Consider the following 24,873-nt stretch of genomic DNA (forward strand, 5'->3'; position numbering starts at 1 on the left):
GGACGCTAGCGCTATTGCTTGTCGTAGATATACAGCGTGCCCTGGCCGCTGTTGTTCAGACCTTGCGGCGCGCCGATGAGGACGCTGTCGTTGTCCGCAATGCCGACGGCCGCGCCGAAGCCGTCGTTGCTGGTGCCGTCACTGGCGACCAGCTTCTGGCTTTCGGTCCACACGCCATTGGTCGAACCGAACACGTAGGCCGCTCCGGTGGAATTGGTCGGCCAGCCGGCACCGGCCGCACCGATGACGACGAGTTTTTCGCTCAGCGCGATCGAGCTGCCAAACTGCCAGTTGCGATACGCGTCGCTAGGAATCAGTTGCTGCTGTTGCTGCCATTGTCCGTTGGTCTGGGTGTAGGTGTAGACCGCGCCGGAGGTCTGTTGCAGCGGCAGGTTCTCATCGCCGATCAGGGCGAAGCGGGCGCCGACCAGGAGTTGGGTGCCGTTGAACGCGAGCGCGCCGCCGTACAGCATGCCGGTCGAAGTCGGGCTGCCGACCAGCTTCTGTTTCTCCAGCCAGCCCGGATTGCAGCGGCCGCTGGAGAAGCATTGCTTGCCGTAGACGTAGACGGCGCCGACGCCGTAGTAGCCGAACTGGAACGCGCTGGAGGCGCCGATCACCGCCGTGTCGGCGCTGATCCCGACGGCGCTGCCGAAATCTTCGGCGAAGCCGCCGTCGCTGGCAGTGAACTTCTGCGCGATCGTCCAGACGCCGTCGTCGCCGCGGTGATAGCGATAGGCCGAGCCGCGGCTGTTGATGACGGCATTCAAGCCGCCGCAGCCGGTGGCGCCGACCAGCGCATCCGCGCCGGAGACGGCGACCGAGACGCCGAAGTAGCAATCGGAAGCGGCGCCGTCGGGCGGCGTGAGTTTCTGCACCTGGACGAAGTTGCGGTTTTGGCCGCGCGTGAAGACATAGACCGCGCCCTGGCTCTGGCGGCCATCGACGGTCGCGTTGTGTGCACCGACGAATACGGTGGTGCCGTCGTAGGCAACGGAGGTGCCGAAAGACGCACCGGCGGCGCCGTCACTGGCGATCAAACGCTGCTTCTGCGTCCACGGGCAGGTCGTTCCGCTGCAGATTCCAGTGCGCTGGTAGAGGTAGGTGGCGCCCTGATTGCTGTCGCTGGCGGGAGCGCCGACGAAGGCGATACTTCCCGATACCGCGATCGAACCGCCGAAGCGTTTGCCGTCGGCGACGCGCAGCGTCTGTTCGCCCCAGGCGAAAGGAAGCAGCGGTGCTTGATCGAGGGCTCGATCGCCGCCGCTGCGTGGCGGCGAGACGGATGCACCGTCGGCCAGATAATTCTGGCGGGTATTTGAATTCAGGTCTTCGGCGTCCTGTGCGGACAGAGTCGGGCGGAACACCGGCGCGGTGGAAGGCGCTTCCTGTGCGTAGGGCGTGGCGGCGAGAAAGAACGAAAAAGCCAGGCAGACATATCGGAACGTCATGACCATGCTCCCCATATAAGTGCAGAGAAATTCTGCCCGTGGCTTATAGCTCAGTGGGGTTGCAGCCGTCTGCGCACCCCGACTCGCTTCGTACGAGGGCACGTGGGCGACAAACCGCCGACCTTCCTACGATAATGCGAGCCCCATTTCGCATTGCCCGACCGATGACGCAGAAGACGATCCTCAACGAAACCCACCGCGCGCTCGGCGCCAAGATGGTCGACTTCGGCGGTTGGGACATGCCGCTGAACTACGGCTCGCAGATCGAGGAGCACCATGCGGTGCGCCGCGACGCCGGCATGTTCGACGTTTCGCACATGACCGTGGTCGATCTCACCGGCGCGCGCACGCGCGAATTCCTGCGCTACCTGCTCGCCAACAGCGTCGACAAGCTGAAGGCGCCGGGCAAGGCACTGTACTCGTGCATGCTCGACGAGAAGGGCGGGGTGATCGACGATCTGATCGTCTACTTCCTCGGCGAAGGATTCTTCCGCGTCGTCGTCAATGCGGCCACGCGCGCGAAGGATCTGGCTTGGATCGAGAAGCAGGCGCCGGCGTTCGAGGTGAACGTAACCGAGCGCCCGGAACTGGCGATGATCGCGGTGCAGGGGCCGAACGCGCGCGCGAAGGTGTTCGGTCTGCTCTCGCCCGAAACGCGTGCGAAGGCAGAGAAGCTCGGCAAGTTCGCCGCCGTCGAAGGCGATGGCTTGTTCATCGCGCGCACCGGCTACACCGGCGAAGACGGTTTCGAAATCATCGTGCCGGAAGCGCAAGCCGTGAACCTGTGGAATCGTCTGAAGGACGCCGGCGTCGCGCCGGCCGGACTGGGCGCGCGCGACACGCTGCGTTTGGAGGCCGGCATGAATCTGTACGGCCAGGACATGGACGAGGCGGCGTCGCCGTGGGAGGCGAATCTCGGCTGGACCGTCGCGCTCGACGAGAATCGCGACTTCATCGGTCGCGGCGCGCTGGAAAAACAGAAGGCCGCCGGCGGTCACCGCGTCATGGTCGGCTTGGTGATGGACGAGAAGGGCGTGCTGCGCCACGGCCAGCGCGTCGTCACGCCGAAGGGCGACGGCGAGATCCTCTCGGGCAGCTTCTCGCCGACCTTGGGCAAGTCGATCGCGTTCGCGCGCGTGCCGGCCGATGCCGGCGCCAGCTTGCAGGTGGACATTCGCGGCAAGCTGCTGCCGGTGCGCGTGGTGAAGTATCCGTTCGTGCGCGACGGCAAGGCGATCGAAGGCATCTGAGAACGGGCCCGCAGCCCCCAATCGCGCCGCCGTTGCGGCGTTGCTAGAATCCGCTCCAGCGGCGAGAACCCAAGGACCTGAGCCATGCAAGAAATCCCCGGCGATCTGAAATTCATGAAGTCCCACGAGTGGGCGCGCGTCGAAGACAAAGGCACCGTCACGGTCGGTATCTCCGATCATGCGCAGGGCCTGCTCGGCGATCTGGTTTATGTCGAACTGCCGAGCGTCGGCGATACCGTGAAGGCGGGCAATGCCGTCGCCGTGGTCGAATCGGTCAAGGCCGCTTCGGACGTCTACGCGCCGGTTTCGGGCGAGATCGTCGCGGTCAACGAGGCTCTGCCGGACAAACCGGAGACGATCAACGAGGACGCCTACGGCGACGGCTGGATCTTCGTGATCAAGCCGGACAACCTCGCCGAGGAGCAGGAAGATCTGCTCGATCCCGATGCGTACGCCGAGCTGATCGAAAGCGAAGATCACTGACGCGGACCGCGAGAGTGATCGAAAAAGAAGGCGCGCTTCGGCGCGCCTTTTTCTTTGCGCGTCGTTCGTCTCTCTTCACGCGAACGGACGATGTCGCGACGGTCGTCGAGCGCGAACGCGGCGATGAGGTCGATCGTTCGATGAGACGTTCCGATTGCTCGAACTCGATCTCGCGAATGCATTCGCGGTCGACGATTCGGTCGCGTTCGAACGGCGTGCTTCGACTTCCGAATCGTTCGATGAGACCCGCTGATTGATCCGCGCGGCGGGTTTCGGAAAAAAATTTTTGCGTCCGTTCATTCGCCGTTGCCGGCTCGAACGGCATCTCGTTCGGTGCTTGCGCGGCGTGTGCATCGTCGTGCGTGAGTCGTCGATTCGCGTTACGCGGCGATCTCGATTCGATGTCGCGAAAAAGTCCGGAAAGCCGCATGGCGGCTAGCTTTCCGGGTATTTTGCGGAATTGTTTCCGTATCGAGTAAATAGACGTCTAAACGTCTACACTCCCATATTGAAACGTGTTTTAGGAGGCCCCGGAGGGCTCCGAAATCGGCGTTTTCGGGGGCCTAGCAGTCACGTAGGAACTGCTTGTTTCCCCTAAGAAATTTGTTGACACGCGCGAACGACAGTAATAGTTTCTGCGCCGGCGTGACAAACGAATAAAGGAATCATGACCGCAGCTCGCTTCATCGACCCTTACATTGAACACGGCACGAAGTCCGGGTCGGTAAAGAAGATCACGGTATCGGTTCCCTTCCACGTCTTGAAACTTTTGTCCGACGAACGGACCCGTCGCCAGGTTGCGAACCTGCGCCACGCCACCAACAGCGATCTGCTGTGCGAAGCATTCCTTCACGCTTTTACTGGGCAACCACTGCCAACTGACGAGGAGCTAAGACGCGATATGGCTATGAAGAAAGCAGCTGCAAAGAAGAAACCCGCCGCCAAGAAAGCCGCCAAGAAAGCGGTGAAGAAGACGACGGCCAAGGCGAAGACCGCTACCGCTCGCAAGACGGGCGCCGCGAAGAAGCCGGCCGCTAAGAAGGCTGTGAAGAAGGCAGCCAAGAAGGCCAAGTAAGGCCTGTCTCGATCGGCCACGTCTTTCGTGCGCCGATCGTCGCTGCGGCTCCGCCCTGGTGTTGAGTGCGGAGCCGTCAGCAGCAGCAATACCGCAATACGTTTCAACCGCAATACCTAAGTACCGCAAAACCAAATTCCTCTCCCTGCGGTCGCCCAGCGCAGGGAGAGTATTTGGAACCTCTCGCAGAACCCCCTTCCCGGAAACTTGGAACGCGCGTCCATCGACTGCGCCGCTCAGGCTGCGTCGGATTTCGCGTCCGTGCTCTGCGGCTTGCGCGCCGCCTCGCCGAGATGTCGTTGCGCCTGCTCGAGTACGAGCGAGATGAGCGGCGAGCGCAACAGCAGCATCGCCCCATCGACGACGGCGCGTCCGAGTCGGGCTCCCGCGCGCAGCGGCAGCAACCCTGCGATCACGCCGGCGCCGAATCCACCCCACAGCCACGCTGCGCGATGGCGCGCATAGTGGGCGCCGAGCACGTCCGCGCGTGCGCGCCAGCGAGTGCTTTCGAGTTCGAGCCGCTGCTCGGCGCTGAGTGCGCGGCGGCGTAGTTCAAACAGGCTCACGCGGCTTGTCCTTGAGTTGGCCGAGCATGCGGCGCGTGCGCGGCAGGCTGAGGTCGCGCCAACAGGCGCGCATCGCGAACAACACCACGCCGATGCCGATCAAGTTGGCCAGCGCGACGCTGCCGATGCCGACGAACCAGTTGCCGCTCAGTTGATAGACGCCGGCGGCGATCGCCGCGCTGGTCGCGAGCCACGCGCCGACGCCGAGAAAGATCAATGCAAACGAGAGCCAGATCAGCGCCAGTGCGCTGCCACGCGCGAGCCGCAGCTCGGCGCGCAGCAGCGCGAGCGCGGCTTCCGCCACGCGTACCGCTTGCTCGAGCGCACCGCTCGCGGCTGCATAAGCATCCGCTCGCGGTGCCGCCGGCGTTTCGCCGGCGGCGGGCTCGGGTGCGTCCATCAGCGACTGCGCAGCAGACGCGACAGCACCACACCGGCGGCGAAGGCGACTCCGAAAGCGGCCAGAGGATGTTCGCGAATCTGCTCGACCGCGGCCGCGCTGAACTTCTTCGCACCTTCGCTGAAGCGATCACCGGCGGCGCGCAGATCGTCCTCGAGCTGGGCGCCGTTCATGCGCAGCTTCTCGCGCAGGCGGTGCAATTCGTTCTGCAGATGCTCGACCTGTTCCTGCGTCGCTTCGGCGGCTTCGGCACCGGCTTCGTCCAGCTTCTGCTTCATTTCGCGCACGCTCGCCATAATCGACTCCTTGGAATGATGGGACCGAAAGCGCTTGCCCGTTCCCCGCACCGGCCTGGCGCGGGCTTGCGCGCAAACGCCGGACCGAGCTTAGTCGCGTTCGACTGAACAAACACTCTCCTTCCGGCTGCCGGAACGGATAGGGCGCTGCTGTGATCTGCGTTATATTTCTGTCACCGAGCCGGCGCGCAGCGTCGGTGCACATCAGCCACAGGGGGCTAAAGATGTCGGGTAGCAGTAGCAGGCATGGCGGGGTGGGGGTCGGAATGAAAAAACAACGAGGGCGGCGCGACCGCATGCGCGGAGCGGTTTCCGCGGTGCAGCTCGTGCTCGTCTTGATCTTGATCGCGGTGATCGCGGCGGCGATCTGGTGGTTCCTCGGCCAGCGCGGAGCGTCGACGTTCGCCCCGACAGGCAGTCCGTCGGCAACGACGCCGGCGACAGGCACGGCGCCGCCGCCGTTGCCGACCGCCGAGCTGAGCGTCAGCGAGCTGTACAAAGCGGCGCGCGCGGCGATGGCGGAAAACCGCATGGTCGCCCCACCGGGCAACAACGCGCTCGAGTTCTATCTGGCGATCATGGCGCGCCAGCCCGACGACAACGGTGCGGTCGACGCGGTGCGCGAACTGTTCCCATTCGCGACCGGCAGCGCCGAGGATCAAATCAATCAGGGCAACTACGACGAAGCGACGCGCATCATGGGTCTGTTGGCGACCGCGGATCCGAGCAACTACAGCCTGACGATCCTGCGCAGCAAGCTCGACGCGAAGAAGAAGTTGGCCGACCGCGAGCAGCAGTTGCAGGCGCAGCAGGCCGCGGCGGCTGCAGCGCGCACGCAAGCGGCGGCCAATCCGGCCGCACCAGCGCCCGCTGCTGCCGCGGCGGACGGAACCGCGCCCGCTGCCGCAACGCCGTCGGCGAATCCGACGGCGGCAGCGGCGAAGCCCGCGACCGAAGTCGCACGTGCAACACCGCCGCCGAGCGCCGCACCGGAGCCGGCACCCGCGGCACCGGCATCGAGCGGCGAAACGCGCGACGCGCGCATGACCTCGCCGCCGCAGCCCGAGTATCCGGCCGGTGCCGCACGCAATCGTCAGAGCGGATGGGTCGAGGTCGAATTCACGGTCGCCGCCGACGGCTCGGTGCAGAGCGCGCGTGCGGTCTCGTCCAACCCGCCGCGTGTGTTCGATCGCGAAGCGGTGCGTGCGATTCAGCAGGCGAAGTTCGAGCCGAAGCTGGACAAGGGCCAGCCGGTCGCGACGACCTTGCGGCGCCGGATCGAATTCAAGCTCGGCAACTAAGACAAGAACGGCAGCCGCGCGGTACGCACCGCGCGGCTCAGTCGGTACCGCCGGAGAGGTCGGTGCTGTCGCCGTGGTCGATACCGGCCCAGTTGACTTCGGGCAGGCCGAGGTAGCGGTCGATCAGCATCGGCATCAGGCCCATCGGCACGGCCGATTCGCAGTTCCACATCATGACCGCACCGAAACGATACTTCGGCAGGAACGCGATGATCGCGCGGTAGCCCTGCACGGCGCCGGCGTGGAATACCAGCGTGGTGCCGGCGTAGTCGTAGATGCGCCAGCCGAGCGCGTACTGCGCATCGAGCAGGCGTCCGCGCCGCCACGGCGACGCACGCTTCTCGCGTTCGGTTTCCACCAGCGGCTGGTGCAGCGTCTGCAGCAGTTGCGGCGACAGCACGGCGGGGCGTCCGCCCATCTGTGCGATCAGCCACTGCTCCATGTCGCGGATGCTCGCATTGACACCGGCAGCCGGCGCCACGTGGTAGTAGTTTTCCTTCGGTGCGAACGGCGCCCAGTTGTTCGCGCCGACGCGATGGTGCGGACGCGCCCAGCTCTTTGAGCTTTCCAGCGCCTCACGCCCGTAGGTCGCGGTGTTCATGCCGAGCGGGTGGAAGATGCGCTTCTCGACCTGGTGGTAGTAGAAGTCGCCGGTGGCGGCGTAGGTCACGTCACCGATCAGGCTGAAGGCGATGTTCTGGTAGCCGTAGCACTCGCCGACCGGGCAGGTCAGCGGCACTTCGCCGAGGCGCCCGACCAGGACCTGATACGGCTCGTCCTGTTCGAGCAGGTTGTCGTAGGTGTTGTGCGGCAGGCCGACGCGATGGCTGAGGATGTCGCGCACGGTCAGTTTCTGTGCGCTGGCGACGTCGTTCAGCGTGAACGCCGGCAGCACATCGGCGACGCGCGTATCCCAGTGCAGCTGATTGCGTTCGACCAGGATGCCGGCCAGCGTGGCGGCGAACGCCTTCGACAGCGAAGCGAGGCGGAAGGCGGTATCGCCGGAGATGCGCTCGCGCGTATTCGCGTCGGCGAAGCCGACGCCGCGTTCGAGCAGCACCTTGTCGTCCTTGACGATCGCGGCGGCGAGGCCGGCGACGTCATTGGAACCTTCGACGCCGTCGAGCCAGAGATCGAACTCGCGTGCAACGCCGGCCGCATCGCGCGCGACCGAGCGCGCATCGGCGATCGGAATCGCAATCGGCGGCGGCGCCACGAACTGGCGCTTGCGCAGAGCCACCTGCTTGCCACGCTTGCTCGCCACGGCCTTTTTCGGCGCGGCGGCTGATTTCTTTGAGACGACCGCGCTCTTCTTGCCGACGCTGGCCTTTTTCGCGCTCGCGGTGGCCGACGTGGTTTGTGCGGCCTTGGGTTTCTTCGCGGCGGTGGCGGCGCTGACGGAAGCGGATGCTGCGACGGCGATGGCCGCCCACAGGGCGATCAGAACGCGCAAGGTACTGCTCAATGCGATCTCCGAACCCGAAACTTCTGCGGCCTCGTTTGCGCAACCTACGGCTGCTATGCTGAAACCGCGTCGATTCTAGCCGCATCGAGAGGGGGAAAGAAACATGACTCTGCTGATTTTTCTGGCCGTCGTGGTCGGCCTCGGGTTCTTCTTCATCGGCCTCTACAACGGGCTGGTCACCGGCCGGAACAGCTACAAGAACGCGTTCGCGCAGATCGACGTGCAGCTGACGCGGCGCTACGACCTGATCCCGAATCTGGTCGAAACGGCCAAGGCCTACATGCAGCACGAGCGCGACACGCTGGAAGCGGTGATCCAGGCGCGCAACTCGGCCGTGTCCGGCCTGTCGGCGGCGAAGTCCAATCCCGGCGACGCGGCCGCGATGCAGCAGCTCGCCGGTGCCGACAATGCGTTGACGCAATCGCTCGGTCGCCTGTTCGCGTTGTCCGAGGCCTATCCGGATCTCAAAGCGAACCAGAACATGATGCAGCTCAGCGAAGAGCTGACCTCGACCGAAAACAAGGTCGCGTTCGCACGCCAGGCCTACAACGATGCGGTCATGGGCTACAACAACCGCCGCGAACAATTTCCCGGTTCCCTCGTCGCCAACGTGTTCGGCTTCCAGCCGGCGGAGTCGTTGAAGATCGAAACCGAGAGCAAGCGCGACGTGCCGAAGGTGTCGTTTTCGTGATGAACGGGGATCGGGAATAGGAAATCGGGAATAGGGAATCGAAACAGCACAGCGCCGGCGCGACGAACTCGCCGCTCGATTTTCGATTCCCCGTCCTGCCATGAACTTCTTCGAGCACCAGGAGCTGGCACGCCGGCAGACGCGGCGCATGTTGTGGCTGTTCGCGATCGCGGTCGTACTGATCGTGGCGGTGATCGATGTGGTGCTGCTGTTTGCGCTCGGCCTCGGCGGCCTGTCGTTGCGAAACGGCGAGATCGCCTACGGAACGCTGGCGACGATCAGCGCCGTCGTCGCGCTGGTGATCGGACTCGGCTCGCTCTATCGCGTCGCCAGCCTGCGTGCCGGCGGCGCCGCGGTCGCGCTCGGACTCGGTGCGGTACCGGTGCCGCCGGCGAGCTCGAACTTCGCCTATCGCCGGCTGCGCAACGTGGTCGAGGAGATCGCGATCGCATCCGGCGTGCCGGTACCGGAAATCTACGTGCTCGAGAACGAAGCCGGCATCAACGCGTTCGCGGCCGGCTACGCGCCGACCGATGCCGCGATCACGGTCACGCGCGGCGCGCTGGACAAGCTGACGCGCGCCGAACTGCAAGGCGTGATCGGCCACGAGTTCAGCCATGTGCTGAACGGCGACATGCGCCTGAACATCCGCCTGATGGGCGTGGTGTTCGGCCTGCTCGTGATCGCGACGATCGGACGCAAGATCGCCAGCCGCGACTCCGGCCGCGGTGCCTTGCTCGGGGTGGCGCTGCTCGCGGCCGGCTACCTCGGCGTCGTGCTGGGACGCGTGATCAAAGCCTCGATTTCGCGCCAGCGCGAATTCCTCGCCGACGCGTCGGCGGTGCAATTCACGCGCGAGACCGAAGGCATCGCCGGCGCGCTGAAGAAGATCGGCGGTCTGGCCGAAGGCTCCAAGCTCGCCGGCAGCGACAGCGAGGAGGTCGCGCACATGCTGTTCGGCGACGGCGTCGGCTATTCCGCCTTGTTCGCCACGCATCCGCCGCTGGCGCAACGCATTCGTCGTCTCGATCCCTCGTTCCGCGAAGACGAGTTGAAGGCGATCGCAGCCGACTGGTCGCAGCCGGTGCAGGTCGGCGAAGACCAGCTGGATCGCGCCGACGTGTCGATTGCCGGCTTCGCGCCGGCCGCATCGCATGTCGCTCCGTCTCGCGAACGCGCCGCGCCGCTGCCCGATCCGCGCGTCGAGATCGAGCTGGCGCCGAGCGCGGTCGCGGGCCAAGTCGGCAATCCCGACGGCGGCGACCGCGCGCTCGCGCGCACCTTGCGCAAGACCCTGCCCGAGCCGCTGCGCGAGGCGGCGCGTCAACCCGAGCGCGCCGTGTCGCTGGTGCTGGCTTTGTTGCTCGGCACCGAAGAGCCGCTGCGCGAACGCCAGCTGGCGCGCATCGCGCAGAGTTACGACAGCGGCACGCGCGAATCGGTACGCGCGTTCGCCGCGGCGCTGGCCGAACTGCATCCGATGCAGCGGCTGCCGCTGGCGGCGCTGGCGTTTCCGGCGTTGCGCCGGCGGCCGCGGCCGCAATTGACGATCTTCGTGGCGACCCTGCGCGAACTGATCGAGATGGACGGGCAGGTCAGCTTGCCGGAGTACTGTCTCGCGCATCTGATCGACGTGCAGGTGGTCGCCGCGCTGAATCCCGCGGCGCGGCCCTCGCTCGGACGCGTCAAGCTCAACCAGGCCGCGCCCGAACTGCGCGACCTGCTCGCGATCCTCGCCCGCCACGGTCACGACGACGAAACCGCCGCGCGGCGCGCCTATGCGACCGGACTGCAGGAAGTGCTGCCGGATGCGCCGATCGCCTACGCGCCGCCGATCGATTGGGCCGGCGCGCTGGATCGCGCCTTGCCGAAACTGGATCGGCTGGCGCCGGCCGGCAAGGAACTGGTGGTGCGCGCATTGACGCGTTCGATCGGCAGCGACGGCAAAGTCAGCGTGGCAGAAGCGGAGCTGCTGCGCACGGTATGCGCTGCGCTGCACTGTCCGTTGCCGCCGCTCCTGCAAGCGTCCGACTGAGGTCGGCTCGCGCGTGCGGCACGGATGTTGCCGTTGTTGCGCGGATCATCGTACCTGTCTGCGTTTTCTGCTAGAAATCGCACCATGAACCTGCACGTTTCTCCCCAGCGTGCGACCGACTCCCTGCTGACGCAGTCGAACCTGCGCTTGCGCATCGGCGAGCACGTGATCGACGTCGGTGCGCTGCGCATCGTCACGCGGCCGGAATCCGCGCGGCTGACGAGCAAGGCGATGGCGGTGCTGATCGAGTTGGTGCGCCAGGTCGGCGCCACCGTCACGCGCGAACAGCTGCTCGATCGCGTCTGGGCCGGCCGTGTGACGACACCGGACGTGCTGACCCAGGCGATCAAAGAACTGCGCCGCGCGCTCGCCGACGACGGCAAGCCGCCGCGCTACATTGAAACGATTCCGAAGGTCGGCTACCGCTTGATCGCGCCCGTGCTGGTGCTCGACGGTCCGGGCACCGGTGTGCTGGTGGAAGGCGGAACCGTGTCGATGCCGCTGCCGGAAGTCGCGGCCGACGACGCAGCGGATACGCCCGCCGCAGCAGCCGGCGCGGCGGAACCACCGCGTCGGCGCGGTGTGAACGTCACGCTGTTCGCCGCAAGCGTCGCGATCCTGCTCGCCGCCGCGCTGCTCGCTTATCAGCAACTGCGCGATCGCGGCAGCGCCGGCGTCGCCTCGCGCTGGCAGGTCGGCGACCTGCGTGCGCTCACGTCGGATCCGGGCGCCGAGTATCGCCCGCGTCTGTCTCCCGACGGAACGCGCATCGCGTTCACGGCGCTCGATCCGCACACGTTCTCCGAACGTCTGATCATGCGTTCGGTCGCGCCGTCGCAGCGCATCGTCCTCACGCAGAAGAACGATGCGATCGAAGGCGTGCCGGTGTGGTCGCCGGACGGCCAGCGCATCGTGTTCGAACGCTTCGGTCCGAATTACTGCGAGATGTTCCTCATCGCCGGGCTCGGAGGTGCGGAACAGCAAGTACGCAAATGCCAGGACGTCGGCTCGAACTACTACGACTGGACGCCCGACGGCCGCGGCCTGGTGTCGTCGGAGCGCCTCGATGGCGGCAAAGGCGATTTCCAGCTGTTCCGCTTCGATATGGACAGCGGCCGCCAGGAGCCGCTCATCTACGAACATGCCGATGGCGGGCAGGATCTGGATGCGCGCTATTCGCCGGACGGACGCTGGCTGGCGTTCCGTCGCGGCCTGGCGCCTTACAGCGACTTGTTCGTGATGCCGGCACAAGGCGGCCGGCCGCGGCAGATTACGCAGATCTCCGCGCGCATCCGCGGCTACGCCTGGATGGCCGACAACCGCACCTTGGTCTATTCCTCCGATCACGCCAACGGCGTGCCGGCTTTGTATGCGGTCGACGTCGAGGACCGCAGCACGCAGGCACTCGGCATCGCCCCGGCGGCGTATCCGGATGCGGGGCGCAGCGGCGAGGCGGTGGTGTATGAGATCACGCGCTCGCAGGAACGGCTGAAACGGTTGCCCTTGGGCGCGGAAGGTGCGGACGGCGCCTCGATGCAACTGCTGGGAGCGTCCACCGGCAACGATTACAACGCGCTGCTGTCGCCGGACGGTAAGCGTGTGGTCTTTTCGTCCGATCGCAGCGGCAGCCGCCAAGTGTGGACCTACGATTTCGAGTCCGGTGCGTCGACGCAGCTGACCGATGCTTCCTCGCTACCGACCTTGTCGGCGCGTTGGAGCCCCGGCGCCGATCGCGTCGTCGCCGTGCAGCGCTCGCCCAATACGCGTCGACTGATCGAAGTCGATCTGGCCAGCCGGCGTCAACGCGTGCTGTCGCAGCCGGACGAAAACGTCATGTTCGGCGACTACGACGTCGAAGCGGGCAGCTATCTGATCGCCGTTCGTAAATCCGACCGCGAGACGCGGCTCTATAGAGTCAGACAGGCGGGCACGCCGCAGGAAACCCGCGAGCTGCTGTTGAGCGGCATCGTTTCGATGCAGGTCGATGCGGCCACGCGCTCGCTCTACTACACCTCGCGCATGGGGCTCGGCTTGTACCGCCGCACGCTCGATGGCGGCGCGGACGAGAAAGCGCAACCGATCGGATCGAACCTGCCGGCCGCCGGCTGGCGCTTGGTCGGCGGAAAAATTTGGTACCTCGCCGATCTCGCCATACGTTCGGCGAACCTGCGCGAGTTCGATCCGGCCAGCGGCAATGACCGGCTCGTCGCCAAGCTCGACATGCTGCTGCAGAGCGTCGACTTCGACGTGACGCCGGCGCGCGATGCGCTGATCTTCACACCGGTGGACATCGAAGATACCGACATCGGCATCTTCAATCTGCATCGCCAGCGCTGAGCGCGCAGCGTCCGCTTGGTACCAGACCCAGTACGCGCTTACGGCGCGCAGTCGGCGAGCGGCAACCGCACGACCTGCACCACGCGACCGTCGCGCTCGTTCTGCACGAACGCGACCAGGGCGGAGCGGGTGAGTTCGACGTCCGCTGGCGCGGCAAGGTCGACGTCGCTGCCGCCGGGTGCCAGCGGCCCCTTGAATGCGCGGACGACGTGATCGTGCCGCAGCGTCGCACCGCGATTCTCGCCACCGTTGACCGCGTTGGACAAACCGTCTTCGGTCAGCGCGAGAAAAACTTGGTCGCCTTTCGCCGCCGCTGCCGCGTCCGTCTCGACACGGACCCGCAGCGGGCTGCGCTGCTGTACTTCCAATCGCAGCGCCGGGGCGCGCGTTTCGTCGGGTTCGGGCGGGCGGTTTTTCGGCCAGCCTTTCCACACCCGCCCGTCCAGCGCGAATTGCGGCGTATAGACGAGATCGCGCTCGCCGCGCTTGACCAGCTCGCGCTGCCGCGCGGTGAAGCGCGCGTCGGCGTACGGGTCGCGCCAGTTGTCGGCGTCCCAGTAGTCGACGTGGAATTCGAGCGGGGCGAACAAAGGCTGGTTGCGCAGCTTGCTCAGCCATTCGTCGGCCGGCGGGCAGGAGCTGCAGCCTTCGCTGGTGTAGAGCTCGAGCAGATGCGGGCGCGGCGAGGACTGCTGCGCGAGGCAGGCGGCCTGCGCCGGTAGCGCGATCCAAAACAGCACGGCCGCCGTCGTCGCCCAACGCATCGATCGCTCTCCTATATAGATGGGTTCGTGGGCAGCATAGATTCTGCGGCGCCCAAACCGTTGCCCGGTTTGCGCGTTCGGCTGCCCGTCGTTGCCGTCTGCGGCACATCGCAAGCACGTCGACCGGATCGCGCAACTTATTGATCTTACATGCGCTTCAGCGCCGTTACCGCAAGATTTCGGCGCGAATTCGCAGCAATTTCGGGACCCGGGTCCTGCGCTCGGCCTAAACAAGGCCCCACGCGTACTGTCCCGGAGGTTGTGTGCAGATCGTCCCCCATTCGCTGGTTCCCGGCGGCGTTCTGGAATTGTCGTCCGCTGCGTTCGCTCGCTCTTCGACGCTGATCGTCGTCAGCGGCGGCGGTCGCGGCTGCGTACTGAAAGTCGACGGCGCGTTCACCGCGGTTTGGATTCCTTTGCGCGGCCGACTGCAGCTCGGCAGCGACGTCCTGCTGCATGCCGGCGAGGCTTGCGTCACCGAGCCGGAGGCCTGTCAGCGCGTGATCGGGCGCGGCAATGCGGTGTGGGTCGGCATTCTCGGCACGGCCGCCGCGTGGCGTGCCGTGCTCGGCCGCATGCTCGATGCGCCCGTGTTGGAAACCTCGCTGTTGCCGGCGCGCTACCGCGCCGATCGCGATCTGCGCCGCCGCGCGATCGCGGTGATGCGCGCGAAGGCGGCTGCCGACCTGCAGGTGGAGGCGGTGCTGGAGCGAATCCTCGCCTTGCAGGGCGAACTCGTCGGCGCGATCGCGCGCTGCCCCGGACGTACCTATGCGCAGCGCAGGCACGTGTTCGTGCGGCTGCAGCGCGTGCGCAACTACCTCGAGTCGAACTGCCATCTCGAACTGGACAACGACGCGTTGGCGCGGCTGGCGAACTACTCGCCGTGGCACTTCATCCGCGCCTTCCGCGCGGCCTACGGCGAGACTCCGCACGCGTATCTGGTGCGGCAGCGGCTGGAGCGTGCGCGCCGGCTCCTGCGTGCCAGTCATCTGGCGATCGCGGAAGTCGCCCTCGCCAGCGGTTTCGAGAACCGCTGCGCATTCTCACGCTTGTTCCGTCAGCGCTTCGGCACGACCGCCGGCGCGATGCGTCGACAAAGCAGGTAGGCCTCGAATGCCGCATCGCAGCGCGCTGCGCTCGGGCGAGTGCGGCGTCGATGAAAGCAACGTTTGCAAATTCGTACGCCAATAAAAAGCAACTCGGCCACTTCACGGTTTTTTAAGGTTAGTTCCGATGCGCGTCGCGGTGTGCGGCCGCTGAGTCGTTGCACCTTGGGAGAAAATTTGATGAAACAGACAAAACTCAGAACTGCGATCCGCCACGGGCTGCGCCCGTGTTTGGCCGGGTTGACGCTCGGCGTCGCCGGCGTCGCCTTGGCGCAAGATCCGCAGGGCGAAACGCAGTCGCTGGAAACCGTTACGGTGACCGGTTCGCGCATCCGCAAGGCGGACGTCGAAACCGCGCAGCCGATCTTGGTGCTCGACCGCGCCGCGATCGAGAAGCAGGGCTTCAACTCGGTCGTCGACATCTTGTCGAACCTGACCGAAGCCGGCTCCCCGCCGATCAGCCGCTCGATGGTGCTGTCCTCGGGCGAGGACGTCGGCGGCTACTACCTCGATCTGCGCAATATCGGCAACAACCGCACGCTGATCCTGTTGAACGGCAAGCGCCTCGGCGCGACCAGTTCGGGCGCGCAAGACTTGTCGCAGATTCCGATCGCGGCGATCGAGCGCGTCGAAGTCCTCAAGGACGGCGCGTCGGCGATCTACGGCTCCGATGCGATCGCGGGCGTGGTCAACGTCATCACGCGCAAGAACTACGACGGCATGGAGACGAGCGCCTACCTCGGTCAGTACGACGAGGGCGATGGCACCAAGCAGACCTACAGCATGACGCTCGGCTCGCACAACGAGCGCGGCTCGATCACGGTCGCGGCCGAGTACGCGAAGGAAGAGCCGACCTGGGCGCGCAATCGTCCGTGGAGCGCCTACGGCAACAGCAGCCGGCATCCGCTCGATGCGCTGACGCCGGTGTCGCAGTGGGGCGCCTTCTTCTTCCCCGATGGTTCGTGTCCGGGTCAGGAAGACAGCGCGTTCGCCAATTCGAGAGGCGAGGGCGGTTCGTGCACGCTCAACCCCGGCGGCAATCCCTTCAACAACGGCCGCAACGGACGTCCGAACGACTACCACGGCACCAACTCCGCCGGCGGTACGCAGGATCTGTCCAACTCGAACGCGTCGATGATGGGCACCACCGGCACTGATCGCCACTCGCTGTTCGTCGCCGGCGAATACAACATCAGCGACAACATCAAGTTCTCCGCCGATGCGCTGTACAACAAGCGCTCGACCGTACAGCAGGTGGCCGGCTATCCGTTCCAAGGCGGCAACCTGTCGGCCGACAGCTACTACAACCCGTTCGGCAACCAGCACGCGCCCGAAGGCGAAGGCACCAACATCTACTTCGTGCGTCGCGGCTGGGAAGTGCCGCGCGTCACGCGCAGCGACCTGCAGACCTATCGTTTCTCGGGCACCTTGGAAGGCACCTTCGAGATCGCCGGTCGCAGTTGGAACTGGGACGTCGGCGGTTTCGTCAACACCAACGATCTTCTGGTCACCAACCACGGCGACTTCAGCCTGCCGGCAGTGGCGGCGGCGACGGGCGCATCGTTCTACAACGAGCTGACTCGACGCGTCGAGTGCGGCACGGCGGATCATCCGACGCCCTACGGCGCAGGTCCCGGACAGTGCGTGCCGTGGAATCCGTTCTATCCGGCCGGCACGGTCGCGCCCGATTCGCTTTCCAACAACCCGCAGCTGCAGACCTTCCTGTTCCCGTTCTACCACGACAGCGGCCGCACCAAGACGGTCGACTACAGTGCCAACCTGACCGGTTCGCTGCTCTCGCTGCCGGCCGGCGATCTCAGCCTCGCCGCAGGCTTCGAGCATCGTCAGGAGTCGGGCCGTTTCGAGCCCGACGCGTTCCGGCAGGCGGGCCAGAGCTCGAGCTTGGCCGGCACCATGACCAAAGGCCGCTACGCGGTCGACGAGTACTACCTCGAAGTCGACGTGCCGGTGCTGAAGGACGTACCGTTGGCGAAGGAGCTGTCGTTCAACGTCGCCGGCCGCTTCTCCGACTACTCGACCTTCGGCGAAACGACCAACGGCAAGTTCAGCCTGACCTGGCGTCCGATCGAGGATCTGTTGGTCCGCGGCAACTATGCGCAAGGCTTCCGTGCACCGACCATCAGCGATCTCTACGGCGGCTCGGGTCAGACCTTCGACAGCTATACCGACCCCTGCGACACCGTGCTCGGCGCCGCTGCGCGCAACCCGGATGTCTTGCAGCGTTGCATCAGCGGTTTCGGCGGGCAGAATCCGACCTCGGCGAACTTCCGCCAGACCCGCCAAGGTGGCGCGCCCTGTACAGCGTTGCCGTGTCAGACGGCGATCCCGTTCATGGCGGGCTCGAATCCGAACCTGACGCCGGAAACCGCCACCAGCAAGACCGCCGGCCTGGTCTACAGCCCGCAATGGATTCAGGGCCTGGACCTGAATCTCGACTGGTACAACATCCGCATCAAGAACGTCATCGCGGGCGATACCGTCAGCCGCATGCTGCAAGACTGCTACCAGTTCGGCGTCGCCTCGCGTTGCTCCGAAGCGCTGTTCACGCGCAACGCCACCGGTCTGGTCAACACCGCCCTGCGCGCCGGCATCAACCAAGGCTGGCAGGAAGTCGAGGGCTACGACTTCGGCGTCAATTATCGTCTGCCGGAATTCTCCTTCGGACGCTTCCGCATCAGCTGGGATACGACCTACACCGCGCACAACAACATCAAGCCGGACGACAAGCCGGACACGGTGGTGGCGGTGCAGAACAGCTTCGCCGGCTTCCCGCGCATCCGTTCCAACTTGAATGTGGATTGGACGCTCGGCGACTTCGGCGCGACCTGGACGACGCGCTACTACTCCAGCATGAAAGAGAGCTGCTCCTACGACAAATCCGGCGGTCCGGAGTGCAACCAGCCCGACCACGTCGCTCCCGATACCGGCGCCGAACCGACCAACCGCGTCGGCTCCACCACCTGGAACGATCTGCAGGTGCGCTGGAACGCACCGTGGAACGGCACCATCGCGGTCGGCGCCAACAACGTGTTCAACAAGCAGCCGCCGATCATGTACTCGGCTCCGAACTCGCAGTTCGCCTACTACGGCGGCTTCGACATCGGTCGCTTCTACTATCTGCGCTACACGCAGAAGTTCTAGCGGGCGAGCGGGCTTGCGCGGTCGCGCAAGCCCGCCATCCTTTCGCAGAGATTCCAAGCCGGACGTCGGGAAGACGTCCGGTTTGTTGCATTTTTCGGCTTGGATTCCGCGGCGCGCGAATGCTCGACGCGTTGTGCGTTTCCCGCTTACTCCAGTCCTCGTGTGCCGACTTCTCGCCGACTCGGGCGTGCTGCGGTCATCGCCAGCCGACGCCTCGGCGATGGCGGAATTCCGCCACACGTTTCGATCATCTCTGCTTCTTCGTCGCGACTCGCGCTGGTCGGCGAGGGGCGATCGAATCCTCGCGTGGCGACATCTGCGTGCGCGCACATGAAACCTGCCGGCGCATGCAACGCACTTCCGGACGACAATTTTCGTCACATCGGCTGCGCGTCGCAGCAACCTCTCCGGAACGTCGGCAGCCAACACTATGCAGGCCCTCCAACGGGGCAGATGTGTCACAGCATCGAAGTGCGAAACCCTCGGCGGACTTCGGGTTCGGGACCTTGAAGTCCGTCTTTTTTTTGCCCGCTTTCCTGAAATTGGTTCGACGCCGCCGCGTTTTCCGGCAGCTCGTGCTGAAAGCGCTGGCCCCGCCGCTCGATCCCGCGCATGTACGCCCGCTAAACGCCACCGCTGCCGCGTGCTCCTATGGCGCTTGCGTAACTATGAATCTCTTCGTACATTCGACGCCGACTATGCTATAAATCGTACGAACATATTCGTTGTTCGGTTCATGGATGGCACGGACAAGGTCGGTCCGGACCATCGCGAAATGCGCAAGGCAGGGCATCGTGGTGGTGACGCGCTATCGTTTGGCTCATGGAGCCCGGCTGGAGCTTGGTGCGAAGTCTCTGGTCGTCAACCGCACGGCGGCGCTGGCAGTCGTGCACGGTGGCGGCCGCGGCTGCACCTTGAACGTCGAGGTGCCGGTCGTCGGCGTGTGGATTCCGCTGCGCGGGCGCTTGCAGCTGTGCGGCAACGACATGCTGGCCTACCCGGGCGAGTTGCGCGTGACCGAGGCGGAGCCGAGTTTCCGTGCGGTCGGCCGCGGCGGCGCCGTCTGGGTCGCCTTGCTCGGAACGCCGCAGGCCTGGCGCCAGGTCATCGGATTGCTGGCCGGCCCAGGCGCGAGCTCTTCGCTGTTGCCCGCACGCCACGAAGCGGATTTCGAGCTGCGCCGCGGTGCCGTGGCGACGGCGCGGGCCGAAGCCAAGGGCGGGTTGGAGGCCGCTGTCGAGAGGGTGATCGATCGCGTGCTGTCCTTGCAGGCGCGCTTCGCGCCGGCGATCGCTTCCTGTCCGGGACGAACCTATGCGCAGCGGCGCCAGGTGTTCCTGCGGCTGCAACGCGTGCGCAACTATCTGGCGTCCAACTGTCATCTCGACGTCGACAACGACACCTTGGCGCGGATGGCGAGCTACTCGCCTTCGCATTTCATCCGCGCATTCGGCGCGGCTTATGGCGAGACGCCGCACGCGTATCTGATCCGGCAACGGTTGGAATACGCGCGCAGGCTGCTGCGCACCAGCCCCTTGGCGATATCCGAAGTCGCCTTGGCCAGCGGATTCGAAAGCCGCTGCACCTTCTCGCGTCTGTTCCGCGAGCACTACGGCACCACGGCCGGCGCGATGCGTGCCGTCGTCGCCGCCGCTCGGCCGCTTCAGGCTCAGCTGGCCTAGCCATTGTTTGCGTCAGTTTCGTGAAGGTTGCGCAGCTTCGCTGCGCCCGACGCTTTCACGCGCTCTGAATTTCTGCGCCATCGTCCTTGCGACTTCCGTCACGCTCCGAGCCGCCGCAGCGCGCGATTCGCCGACGCGTCGATAGGCGTCTCCATTCGGCCGCACGGCGCGGCGCGCTCACCCGTCCGCGCTCGATTCGATCGACGAACGCTCAATTTCTGCAACGCGTCCCACGCATCTTCGGCAACAAGGACGATTTACGTCTTTTTAAGGTTCGAGGACGCGTGCCGCGTGTCAGCGGCCGGTCAGCAACACCTAAAACAGGAGAAGCAATTCATGTCTACTACTCTGCTCCGAGACGCGATTCGGCGCGGCTTGAACGTGCAAGGCGTCGCGGGGGCGGCGCTCGCATTCGCTGCGGTCGCTCCGGCGATGGCGCAGGATGCGCCGGGTTCGCAACAACTCGAAACCGTGACCGTGACCGGCTCGCGCATCCGCAAGGCGGACGTCGAAACCGCACAACCGATCCTGGTGCTTGATCGCGCTGCGATCGAGAAGCAGGGCTTCAACTCGGTGGCCGACATCCTGTCGAACCTGACCGAAGCGGGTTCGCCGGCGATCAGCCGTTCGAGCGTCTTGGCTTCCGGCGAAAACGTCGGCGGCTACTACATCGACCTGCGCAACCTCGGCGCCAACCGCACGCTGATCCTGTTGAACGGCAAGCGCCTGGGTGCGACCAGCGGCGGCTTGCAGGACCTTTCTCAGATTCCGATTTCCGCCATCGAGCGCATGGAAGTGCTGAAAGACGGCGCTTCGGCGATCTACGGCTCCGACGCGATCGCGGGCGTGGTCAACATCATCACGCGTCGCAACTACGACGGTATGGAAGCCAGCGCGTACGTCGGTCAGTACGACGACGGCGACGGCACCAAGCAGACCTACAGCATGACGCTCGGCTCGCACAACGAGCGCAGCTCGATCACGGTCGCGGCCGAGTACTCGAAGGAAGATCCGACTTGGGCGCGCAATCGCCCCTACAGCGCTTATCCGAGCGGTCCGCGCCACTCGCGCGATGACTGGACTCCGGTCTCCCAATGGGGTGCCTTCACCCTGCCGGGCGGCTGCCCTGGTATCGAAAATTCGCCGTTCGCGACGTGTACTCTCAATCCGGGTGGCAATCCGTTCAACAACGGCCGCGATGGTCGTCCGAACGATTTCCACGGTACCAACTCGGCCGGCGGCACCACCGACCTGAGCAACTCGAACCAGTCGATGATGGGCACGACCGGCATCGAGCGGCACTCGTTGTTCGTCGCGGGCGAATACAGCATCACCGACAACATCAAGTTCTCCAGCGACATCCTGTACAACAAGCGCTCGACCACGCAGCAGGTGGCCGGTTACCCGTATCAGAGCAAGAACGGCAGTTTCGAGGACCAGTATCTGTCGGCCGACAGCTACTACAACCCGTTCGGCAACAAGTACATGCCGGAAGGAGAAGGTCAGGACATCTACTTCATGCGCCGCTTCTGGGAAGTGCCGCGCGTCACGCGCAGCGACCTGCAGACCTATCGTTTCTCCGGCACCTTGGAAGGCACGTTCGAGCTCATGGGCCGCACGTGGAACTGGGACGTCGGCGGCTTCGTCAACACCAACGATCTGTTGAAGACGGGCCATGGTGACGGCAGCCTGCCGGCGCTGAAAAATGCGCTCGGCGCTTCCTACTACAATCCGCTGACCAAGCGCGTCGAGTGCGGTAGCGCTACGGCTCCGATCCAGTACGGTTCAGGCCCCGGACAGTGCGTGCCGTGGAACCCGTTCTATGGTGCAGGCGTGGTAGGCCCCGATTCGCTGACGGGCAATCCCGAACTGCAGAAATACTTGTTCCCGTTCTATCACGACACCGGTCGCACCAAGACCGTCGACTACAGCGCCAACCTGACCGGTTCGCTGTTCTCGCTGCCGGCCGGCGATCTCAGCATCGCGACGGGTTACGAGCATCGCCAGGAGTCGGGCCGTTTCGAGCCGGACGCGTCCAAGCAGGGCGGGCAGAGTACCGACCTCGCCGGCACCACGACCAAGGGTCGCTACTCGGTCGACGAGTACTACCTCGAAGTCGACGTGCCGGTGCTGAAGGATGTGATGCTGGCGAAGGAACTGTCGTTCAACGTTGCGGGCCGCTTCTCGGACTACTCGACGTTCGGCAATACGACCAACGGCAAGTTCAGCCTCACCTGGCGTCCGATCGAAGATCTGTTGGTCCGCGCCAACTACGCGCAAGGCTTCCGCGCTCCGACCATCGACGATCTGTACGGCGGTTCCAGTCAGTCGTTCGACAAATACTCCGACCCTTGCGATGAAGTGCGTGGCTCCGCGGCGTTCAATCCGGACGTAAAGGGGCGTTGTCGCGCCGGCTTCGGCGGCCACACTCCGACCAAGCCGGATTTCCGGCAGATCGGTCAGGGCAATCGGCCTTGCGCGGCTCTGCCGTGCCAGACCGGTGTCGCGTTCATGGCAGGCTCGAATCCGAACCTGACGCCGGAAACCTCGACCAGCAAGACCGCCGGCCTCGTCTACAGCCCGCAATGGATCCAGGGTCTGGACGTCAGCCTCGACTGGTACAACGTTCGCATCAAGAACGTCATTGCCGGCGACACGATCACGCAGATGCTGGAAGACTGCTACGTGTTCGGCGTCGCCAGTCGCTGCGGCCTTTTCACGCGTGACGCCAACGGTGTGGTCAATACGGCGCTGCGGGCCGGCATCAATCAAGGCTGGAACGAAACCGAAGGCTACGATCTCGGCATCAACTACCGTCTGCCGGAATTCTCCTTCGGCCGCTTCCGCGTCAGCTGGGATTCGACCTACACCTCGCTCAACAACGTCAAACCGGACAATAAGCCGACCACGCCGGTATCGACGCAGAACAGCTATGGTGGTTTCCCCCGCCTGCGTTCGAATCTGAGCCTGGATTGGTCGCTCGGCGATTTCGGTGCGACCTGGACGGCCCGCTACTACTCGGGCATGAAGGAGAAGTGCTCCTACGACTTGAAGGGCGGCCCGGAGTGCAACATGCCCGACTACGTCGCTCCGGACGTGGGCAAGCAGCCGCAGAACCGCACCGGCGCGACGACCTGGCACGACCTGCAGGTGCGTTGGAGCGCACCGTGGAACGCCACCATCTCGGTCGGCGCGAACAACGTGTTCAACAAGCAGCCGCCGCTCATGTACGAGGCGCCGAACTCGCAGTTCCTGTACTACGGCGGCTTCGACATCGGTCGCTTCTACTACCTGCGCTACACGCAGAAGTTCTGATCGAATCCCCATCGATCGTTACCGCGACGGCCCCCGCAATGGGGGCCGTTTTTTCTTTGTCGCCGACCGCGGGACGCTGGCCTCTCGAAGCAACGTGCAGTGCGACCGCATTGTCGAGGGGCGATGCGGGCCGCTACCGATTGCGACTCCCACAAAGGCGTGTCTAGAGGCTCAGCGCGCCAAACATCATGGCTTGCGCCCCAGCGCTGCGTCGGGGAGCATAGCCGGCCCTACGCGTCCGTCCTCCATGCCCACCTTCGTCGACCCCCTCCACGCCCGCCTGGAAGAGCTGTTTCGAGCCTACGGCGCGCGCGTCAAGGGTCTTCTGACGACCTACGGGCTGGATAAACACGGCATCGACCCGGCCGATGTGGAGCAGGAAGTCCGCATCCGGTTGTGGAAAGCGCTGGAGCGTGACCGGTCCGGGGCCTTTCATGCGTCTTATGTGCAGAGGGTGGTCGCGAGTACGGTCATCGACGCGCTGCGGCGTGCCGAAGTCCGTGCCGCGGAGCCGCTGCCGGAGGAAGAAGACGACACTCCGGTCGATCTCGGCGAGGGGCCGGTAGGGCCCGAGCAGAGCGCCGGCGATGTCGAACGCATGCAGGGCATCGAGCGCTGCATGAACGAGATCCCGGAGCGGCGCCGTTTACCGATCGCCCTGCACCTGCAAGGGTTTTCCTTGCAGGAGATCGCCGACCTGGCCGGAATCGCTTCGGCCGAGGCGGCCAGAAAACTGGTTTCGCGCGGATTGGAAGAGCTGAAGTCCCGCCTGCGCGAATTGGGTTACGGCAATTTCGAAGACTGAACGCTTGTCGCCAGGACGGCCGCAGGAGCCAAAGAACATGAACACTCACTCGCTTTCCCGACTCTATCGCCAGCTGACCTCGACCCGGAGCGCCGCGATCGGCGCCGACGACCTGGTCGCCGCCGTTTCCGGCGAAGCCGATGCGGCCCGCCGCGAAGCCGTCGCGACCGAGCTGGGCGCCTCGGCTGCCCAAGCCGATCTCGCGCGCATGCTGAACGCGCTGCAGCCGGCCTCGGCCGAACTGGCCGAGGGCGTGCGTCGCCGCGGTTCGGCGCATCCGCAGCGCAGCCGCGAAGCGCGTCCGCTGCACCACGCGCGCCGCACCACACATCGCCCGCTGCGTTGGGCCGGCGGACTGGCGGCTTGTCTGGCGGTCGCGCTCGGTGTCGTCGGCGTGTGGCATGGCCAGCGCGGCGAAGAGATGCACCGCAACGTGGTCGCTTCCGCGTCGACCGCGTCGCAACCGGATCGGATCTTCACCTCGCAAGACCGTATCTTCGCTTCGAGCGAAGTGTCTGTGCGCTCGCATGCCGGTAAACCGCAGAGTGCGGGCGACCAGGTATTCCGTAGCGACTTTCACGGCAGCTGAGAAACACACTAGGCTTCAAAGCAAACGCCCGGCTCCGTGCCGGGCGTTTGCTTTTAGGATCATTGCTCAGCCGCTACGGCCGGCGCTGATCGAGCGG

Annotated in this window: 20 protein-coding genes; 14 read left to right on the forward strand and 6 right to left on the reverse strand. The window is 65.3% G+C overall.

Going from position 1 to position 24,873, the window contains the following annotated elements:
* Positions 1 to 11 precede the first annotated feature (11 nt).
* Positions 12 to 1,451 carry a hypothetical protein gene (locus tag AC3QL3_RS03925; protein ID WP_492896998.1) on the reverse strand — a complete coding sequence of 480 codons (1,440 nt, stop codon included), beginning with the start codon at positions 1,449 to 1,451 and terminating at the stop codon, positions 12 to 14.
* 164 nt (positions 1,452 to 1,615) lie between these two features.
* Between AC3QL3_RS03925 and gcvT the strand changes: the two genes are divergently transcribed.
* The 3 genes from gcvT to metJ all read left to right on the forward strand — a co-directional run bounded on the left by gcvT (position 1,616) and on the right by metJ (position 4,259).
* Positions 1,616 to 2,701: a glycine cleavage system aminomethyltransferase GcvT gene (gene gcvT, locus AC3QL3_RS03930; RefSeq protein ID WP_492896999.1), complete on the forward strand. Its 1,086-nt coding sequence runs from the start codon at positions 1,616 to 1,618 to the stop codon at positions 2,699 to 2,701.
* Between the two features lie 84 nt (positions 2,702 to 2,785).
* The gene (gene gcvH / locus AC3QL3_RS03935) at positions 2,786 to 3,184 is read left to right on the forward strand and encodes a glycine cleavage system protein GcvH (RefSeq protein WP_492897000.1); all 399 of its coding nucleotides are present in this window, start codon (positions 2,786 to 2,788) and stop codon (positions 3,182 to 3,184) included.
* Between the two features lie 667 nt (positions 3,185 to 3,851).
* On the forward strand, positions 3,852 to 4,259 hold the full coding sequence (gene metJ / locus AC3QL3_RS03940) for a met regulon transcriptional regulator MetJ (RefSeq protein ID WP_492897001.1): 408 nt from the start codon (positions 3,852 to 3,854) through the stop codon (positions 4,257 to 4,259).
* Between the two features lie 236 nt (positions 4,260 to 4,495).
* Here metJ and AC3QL3_RS03945 read toward each other — a convergent pair whose 3' ends face one another.
* From AC3QL3_RS03945 to AC3QL3_RS03955, 3 genes are read right to left on the reverse strand one after another with little or no spacing between them, the layout of a single operon-like run.
* Positions 4,496 to 4,825, reverse strand: coding sequence for a hypothetical protein (locus AC3QL3_RS03945; protein ID WP_492897002.1), 330 nt, complete (start codon positions 4,823 to 4,825; stop codon positions 4,496 to 4,498).
* Positions 4,812 to 5,225, reverse strand: coding sequence for a hypothetical protein (locus AC3QL3_RS03950; RefSeq protein WP_492897003.1), 414 nt, complete (start codon positions 5,223 to 5,225; stop codon positions 4,812 to 4,814). The genes AC3QL3_RS03945 and AC3QL3_RS03950 overlap by 14 nt, the downstream gene beginning before the upstream one ends.
* Positions 5,225 to 5,521, reverse strand: coding sequence for a hypothetical protein (locus AC3QL3_RS03955; RefSeq protein WP_492897004.1), 297 nt, complete (start codon positions 5,519 to 5,521; stop codon positions 5,225 to 5,227). Before AC3QL3_RS03955 ends, AC3QL3_RS03950 begins: the two co-directional genes overlap by 1 nt.
* A 266-nt stretch (positions 5,522 to 5,787) precedes the next feature.
* On the opposite strand from AC3QL3_RS03955, the gene AC3QL3_RS03960 reads away from it, so the two are divergent.
* On the forward strand, positions 5,788 to 6,822 hold the full coding sequence (locus tag AC3QL3_RS03960) for an energy transducer TonB (RefSeq protein ID WP_492897005.1): 1,035 nt from the start codon (positions 5,788 to 5,790) through the stop codon (positions 6,820 to 6,822).
* A gap of 37 nt (positions 6,823 to 6,859) precedes the next feature.
* On the opposite strand, the gene AC3QL3_RS03965 is transcribed toward AC3QL3_RS03960, so the two are convergent.
* Positions 6,860 to 8,086, reverse strand: coding sequence for a serine hydrolase domain-containing protein (locus AC3QL3_RS03965; protein WP_492897006.1), 1,227 nt, complete (start codon positions 8,084 to 8,086; stop codon positions 6,860 to 6,862).
* Here AC3QL3_RS03965 and AC3QL3_RS03970 point away from each other — a divergent pair.
* The 4 genes from AC3QL3_RS03970 to AC3QL3_RS03985 all read left to right on the forward strand — a co-directional run bounded on the left by AC3QL3_RS03970 (position 8,067) and on the right by AC3QL3_RS03985 (position 13,350).
* On the forward strand, positions 8,067 to 8,366 hold the full coding sequence (locus tag AC3QL3_RS03970) for a hypothetical protein (RefSeq protein ID WP_492897007.1): 300 nt from the start codon (positions 8,067 to 8,069) through the stop codon (positions 8,364 to 8,366). The genes AC3QL3_RS03965 and AC3QL3_RS03970 overlap by 20 nt on opposite strands.
* Before the next feature lie 24 nt (positions 8,367 to 8,390).
* Positions 8,391 to 8,978, forward strand: coding sequence for a LemA family protein (locus tag AC3QL3_RS03975; protein ID WP_492897008.1), 588 nt, complete (start codon positions 8,391 to 8,393; stop codon positions 8,976 to 8,978).
* 100 nt (positions 8,979 to 9,078) lie between these two features.
* Positions 9,079 to 11,013 carry a M48 family metallopeptidase gene (locus AC3QL3_RS03980; RefSeq protein ID WP_492897009.1) on the forward strand — a complete coding sequence of 645 codons (1,935 nt, stop codon included), beginning with the start codon at positions 9,079 to 9,081 and terminating at the stop codon, positions 11,011 to 11,013.
* Positions 11,014 to 11,097: 84 nt separating this feature from the next.
* Entirely contained in the window at positions 11,098 to 13,350 is a 2,253-nt protein-coding gene (locus AC3QL3_RS03985) for a winged helix-turn-helix domain-containing protein (RefSeq protein WP_492897010.1), read from the forward strand.
* A 38-nt stretch (positions 13,351 to 13,388) separates the two neighbouring features.
* Here AC3QL3_RS03985 and AC3QL3_RS03990 read toward each other — a convergent pair whose 3' ends face one another.
* A complete protein-coding gene (locus AC3QL3_RS03990) occupies positions 13,389 to 14,114 on the reverse strand; it encodes a DUF1223 domain-containing protein (protein WP_492897011.1) in 726 nt (241 codons plus the stop codon).
* Positions 14,115 to 14,377: 263 nt separating this feature from the next.
* On the opposite strand from AC3QL3_RS03990, the gene AC3QL3_RS03995 reads away from it, so the two are divergent.
* From AC3QL3_RS03995 to AC3QL3_RS04020, 6 genes are all read left to right on the forward strand, one after another.
* Complete coding sequence (locus AC3QL3_RS03995; protein WP_492897012.1) at positions 14,378 to 15,223, forward strand: helix-turn-helix domain-containing protein; 846 nt, start codon at positions 14,378 to 14,380, stop codon at positions 15,221 to 15,223.
* A 180-nt stretch (positions 15,224 to 15,403) separates the two neighbouring features.
* A complete protein-coding gene (locus AC3QL3_RS04000) occupies positions 15,404 to 18,385 on the forward strand; it encodes a TonB-dependent receptor plug domain-containing protein (protein ID WP_492897013.1) in 2,982 nt (993 codons plus the stop codon).
* A gap of 800 nt (positions 18,386 to 19,185) precedes the next feature.
* A complete protein-coding gene (locus tag AC3QL3_RS04005; protein WP_492897014.1) occupies positions 19,186 to 20,067 on the forward strand; it encodes a helix-turn-helix domain-containing protein in 882 nt (293 codons plus the stop codon).
* A 336-nt stretch (positions 20,068 to 20,403) separates the two neighbouring features.
* Positions 20,404 to 23,382 (forward strand): TonB-dependent receptor plug domain-containing protein, encoded by a 2,979-nt coding sequence (locus AC3QL3_RS04010; RefSeq protein WP_492897015.1) that lies wholly within the window; start codon positions 20,404 to 20,406, stop codon positions 23,380 to 23,382.
* A gap of 247 nt (positions 23,383 to 23,629) precedes the next feature.
* Positions 23,630 to 24,187 (forward strand): RNA polymerase sigma factor, encoded by a 558-nt coding sequence (locus AC3QL3_RS04015; RefSeq protein ID WP_492897016.1) that lies wholly within the window; start codon positions 23,630 to 23,632, stop codon positions 24,185 to 24,187.
* A gap of 37 nt (positions 24,188 to 24,224) precedes the next feature.
* Positions 24,225 to 24,776, forward strand: coding sequence for a hypothetical protein (locus AC3QL3_RS04020; RefSeq protein WP_492897017.1), 552 nt, complete (start codon positions 24,225 to 24,227; stop codon positions 24,774 to 24,776).
* Positions 24,777 to 24,873: the final 97 nt, after the last annotated feature.

The organism is Dokdonella sp. GW821-FHT11D02, assembly GCF_058808595.1.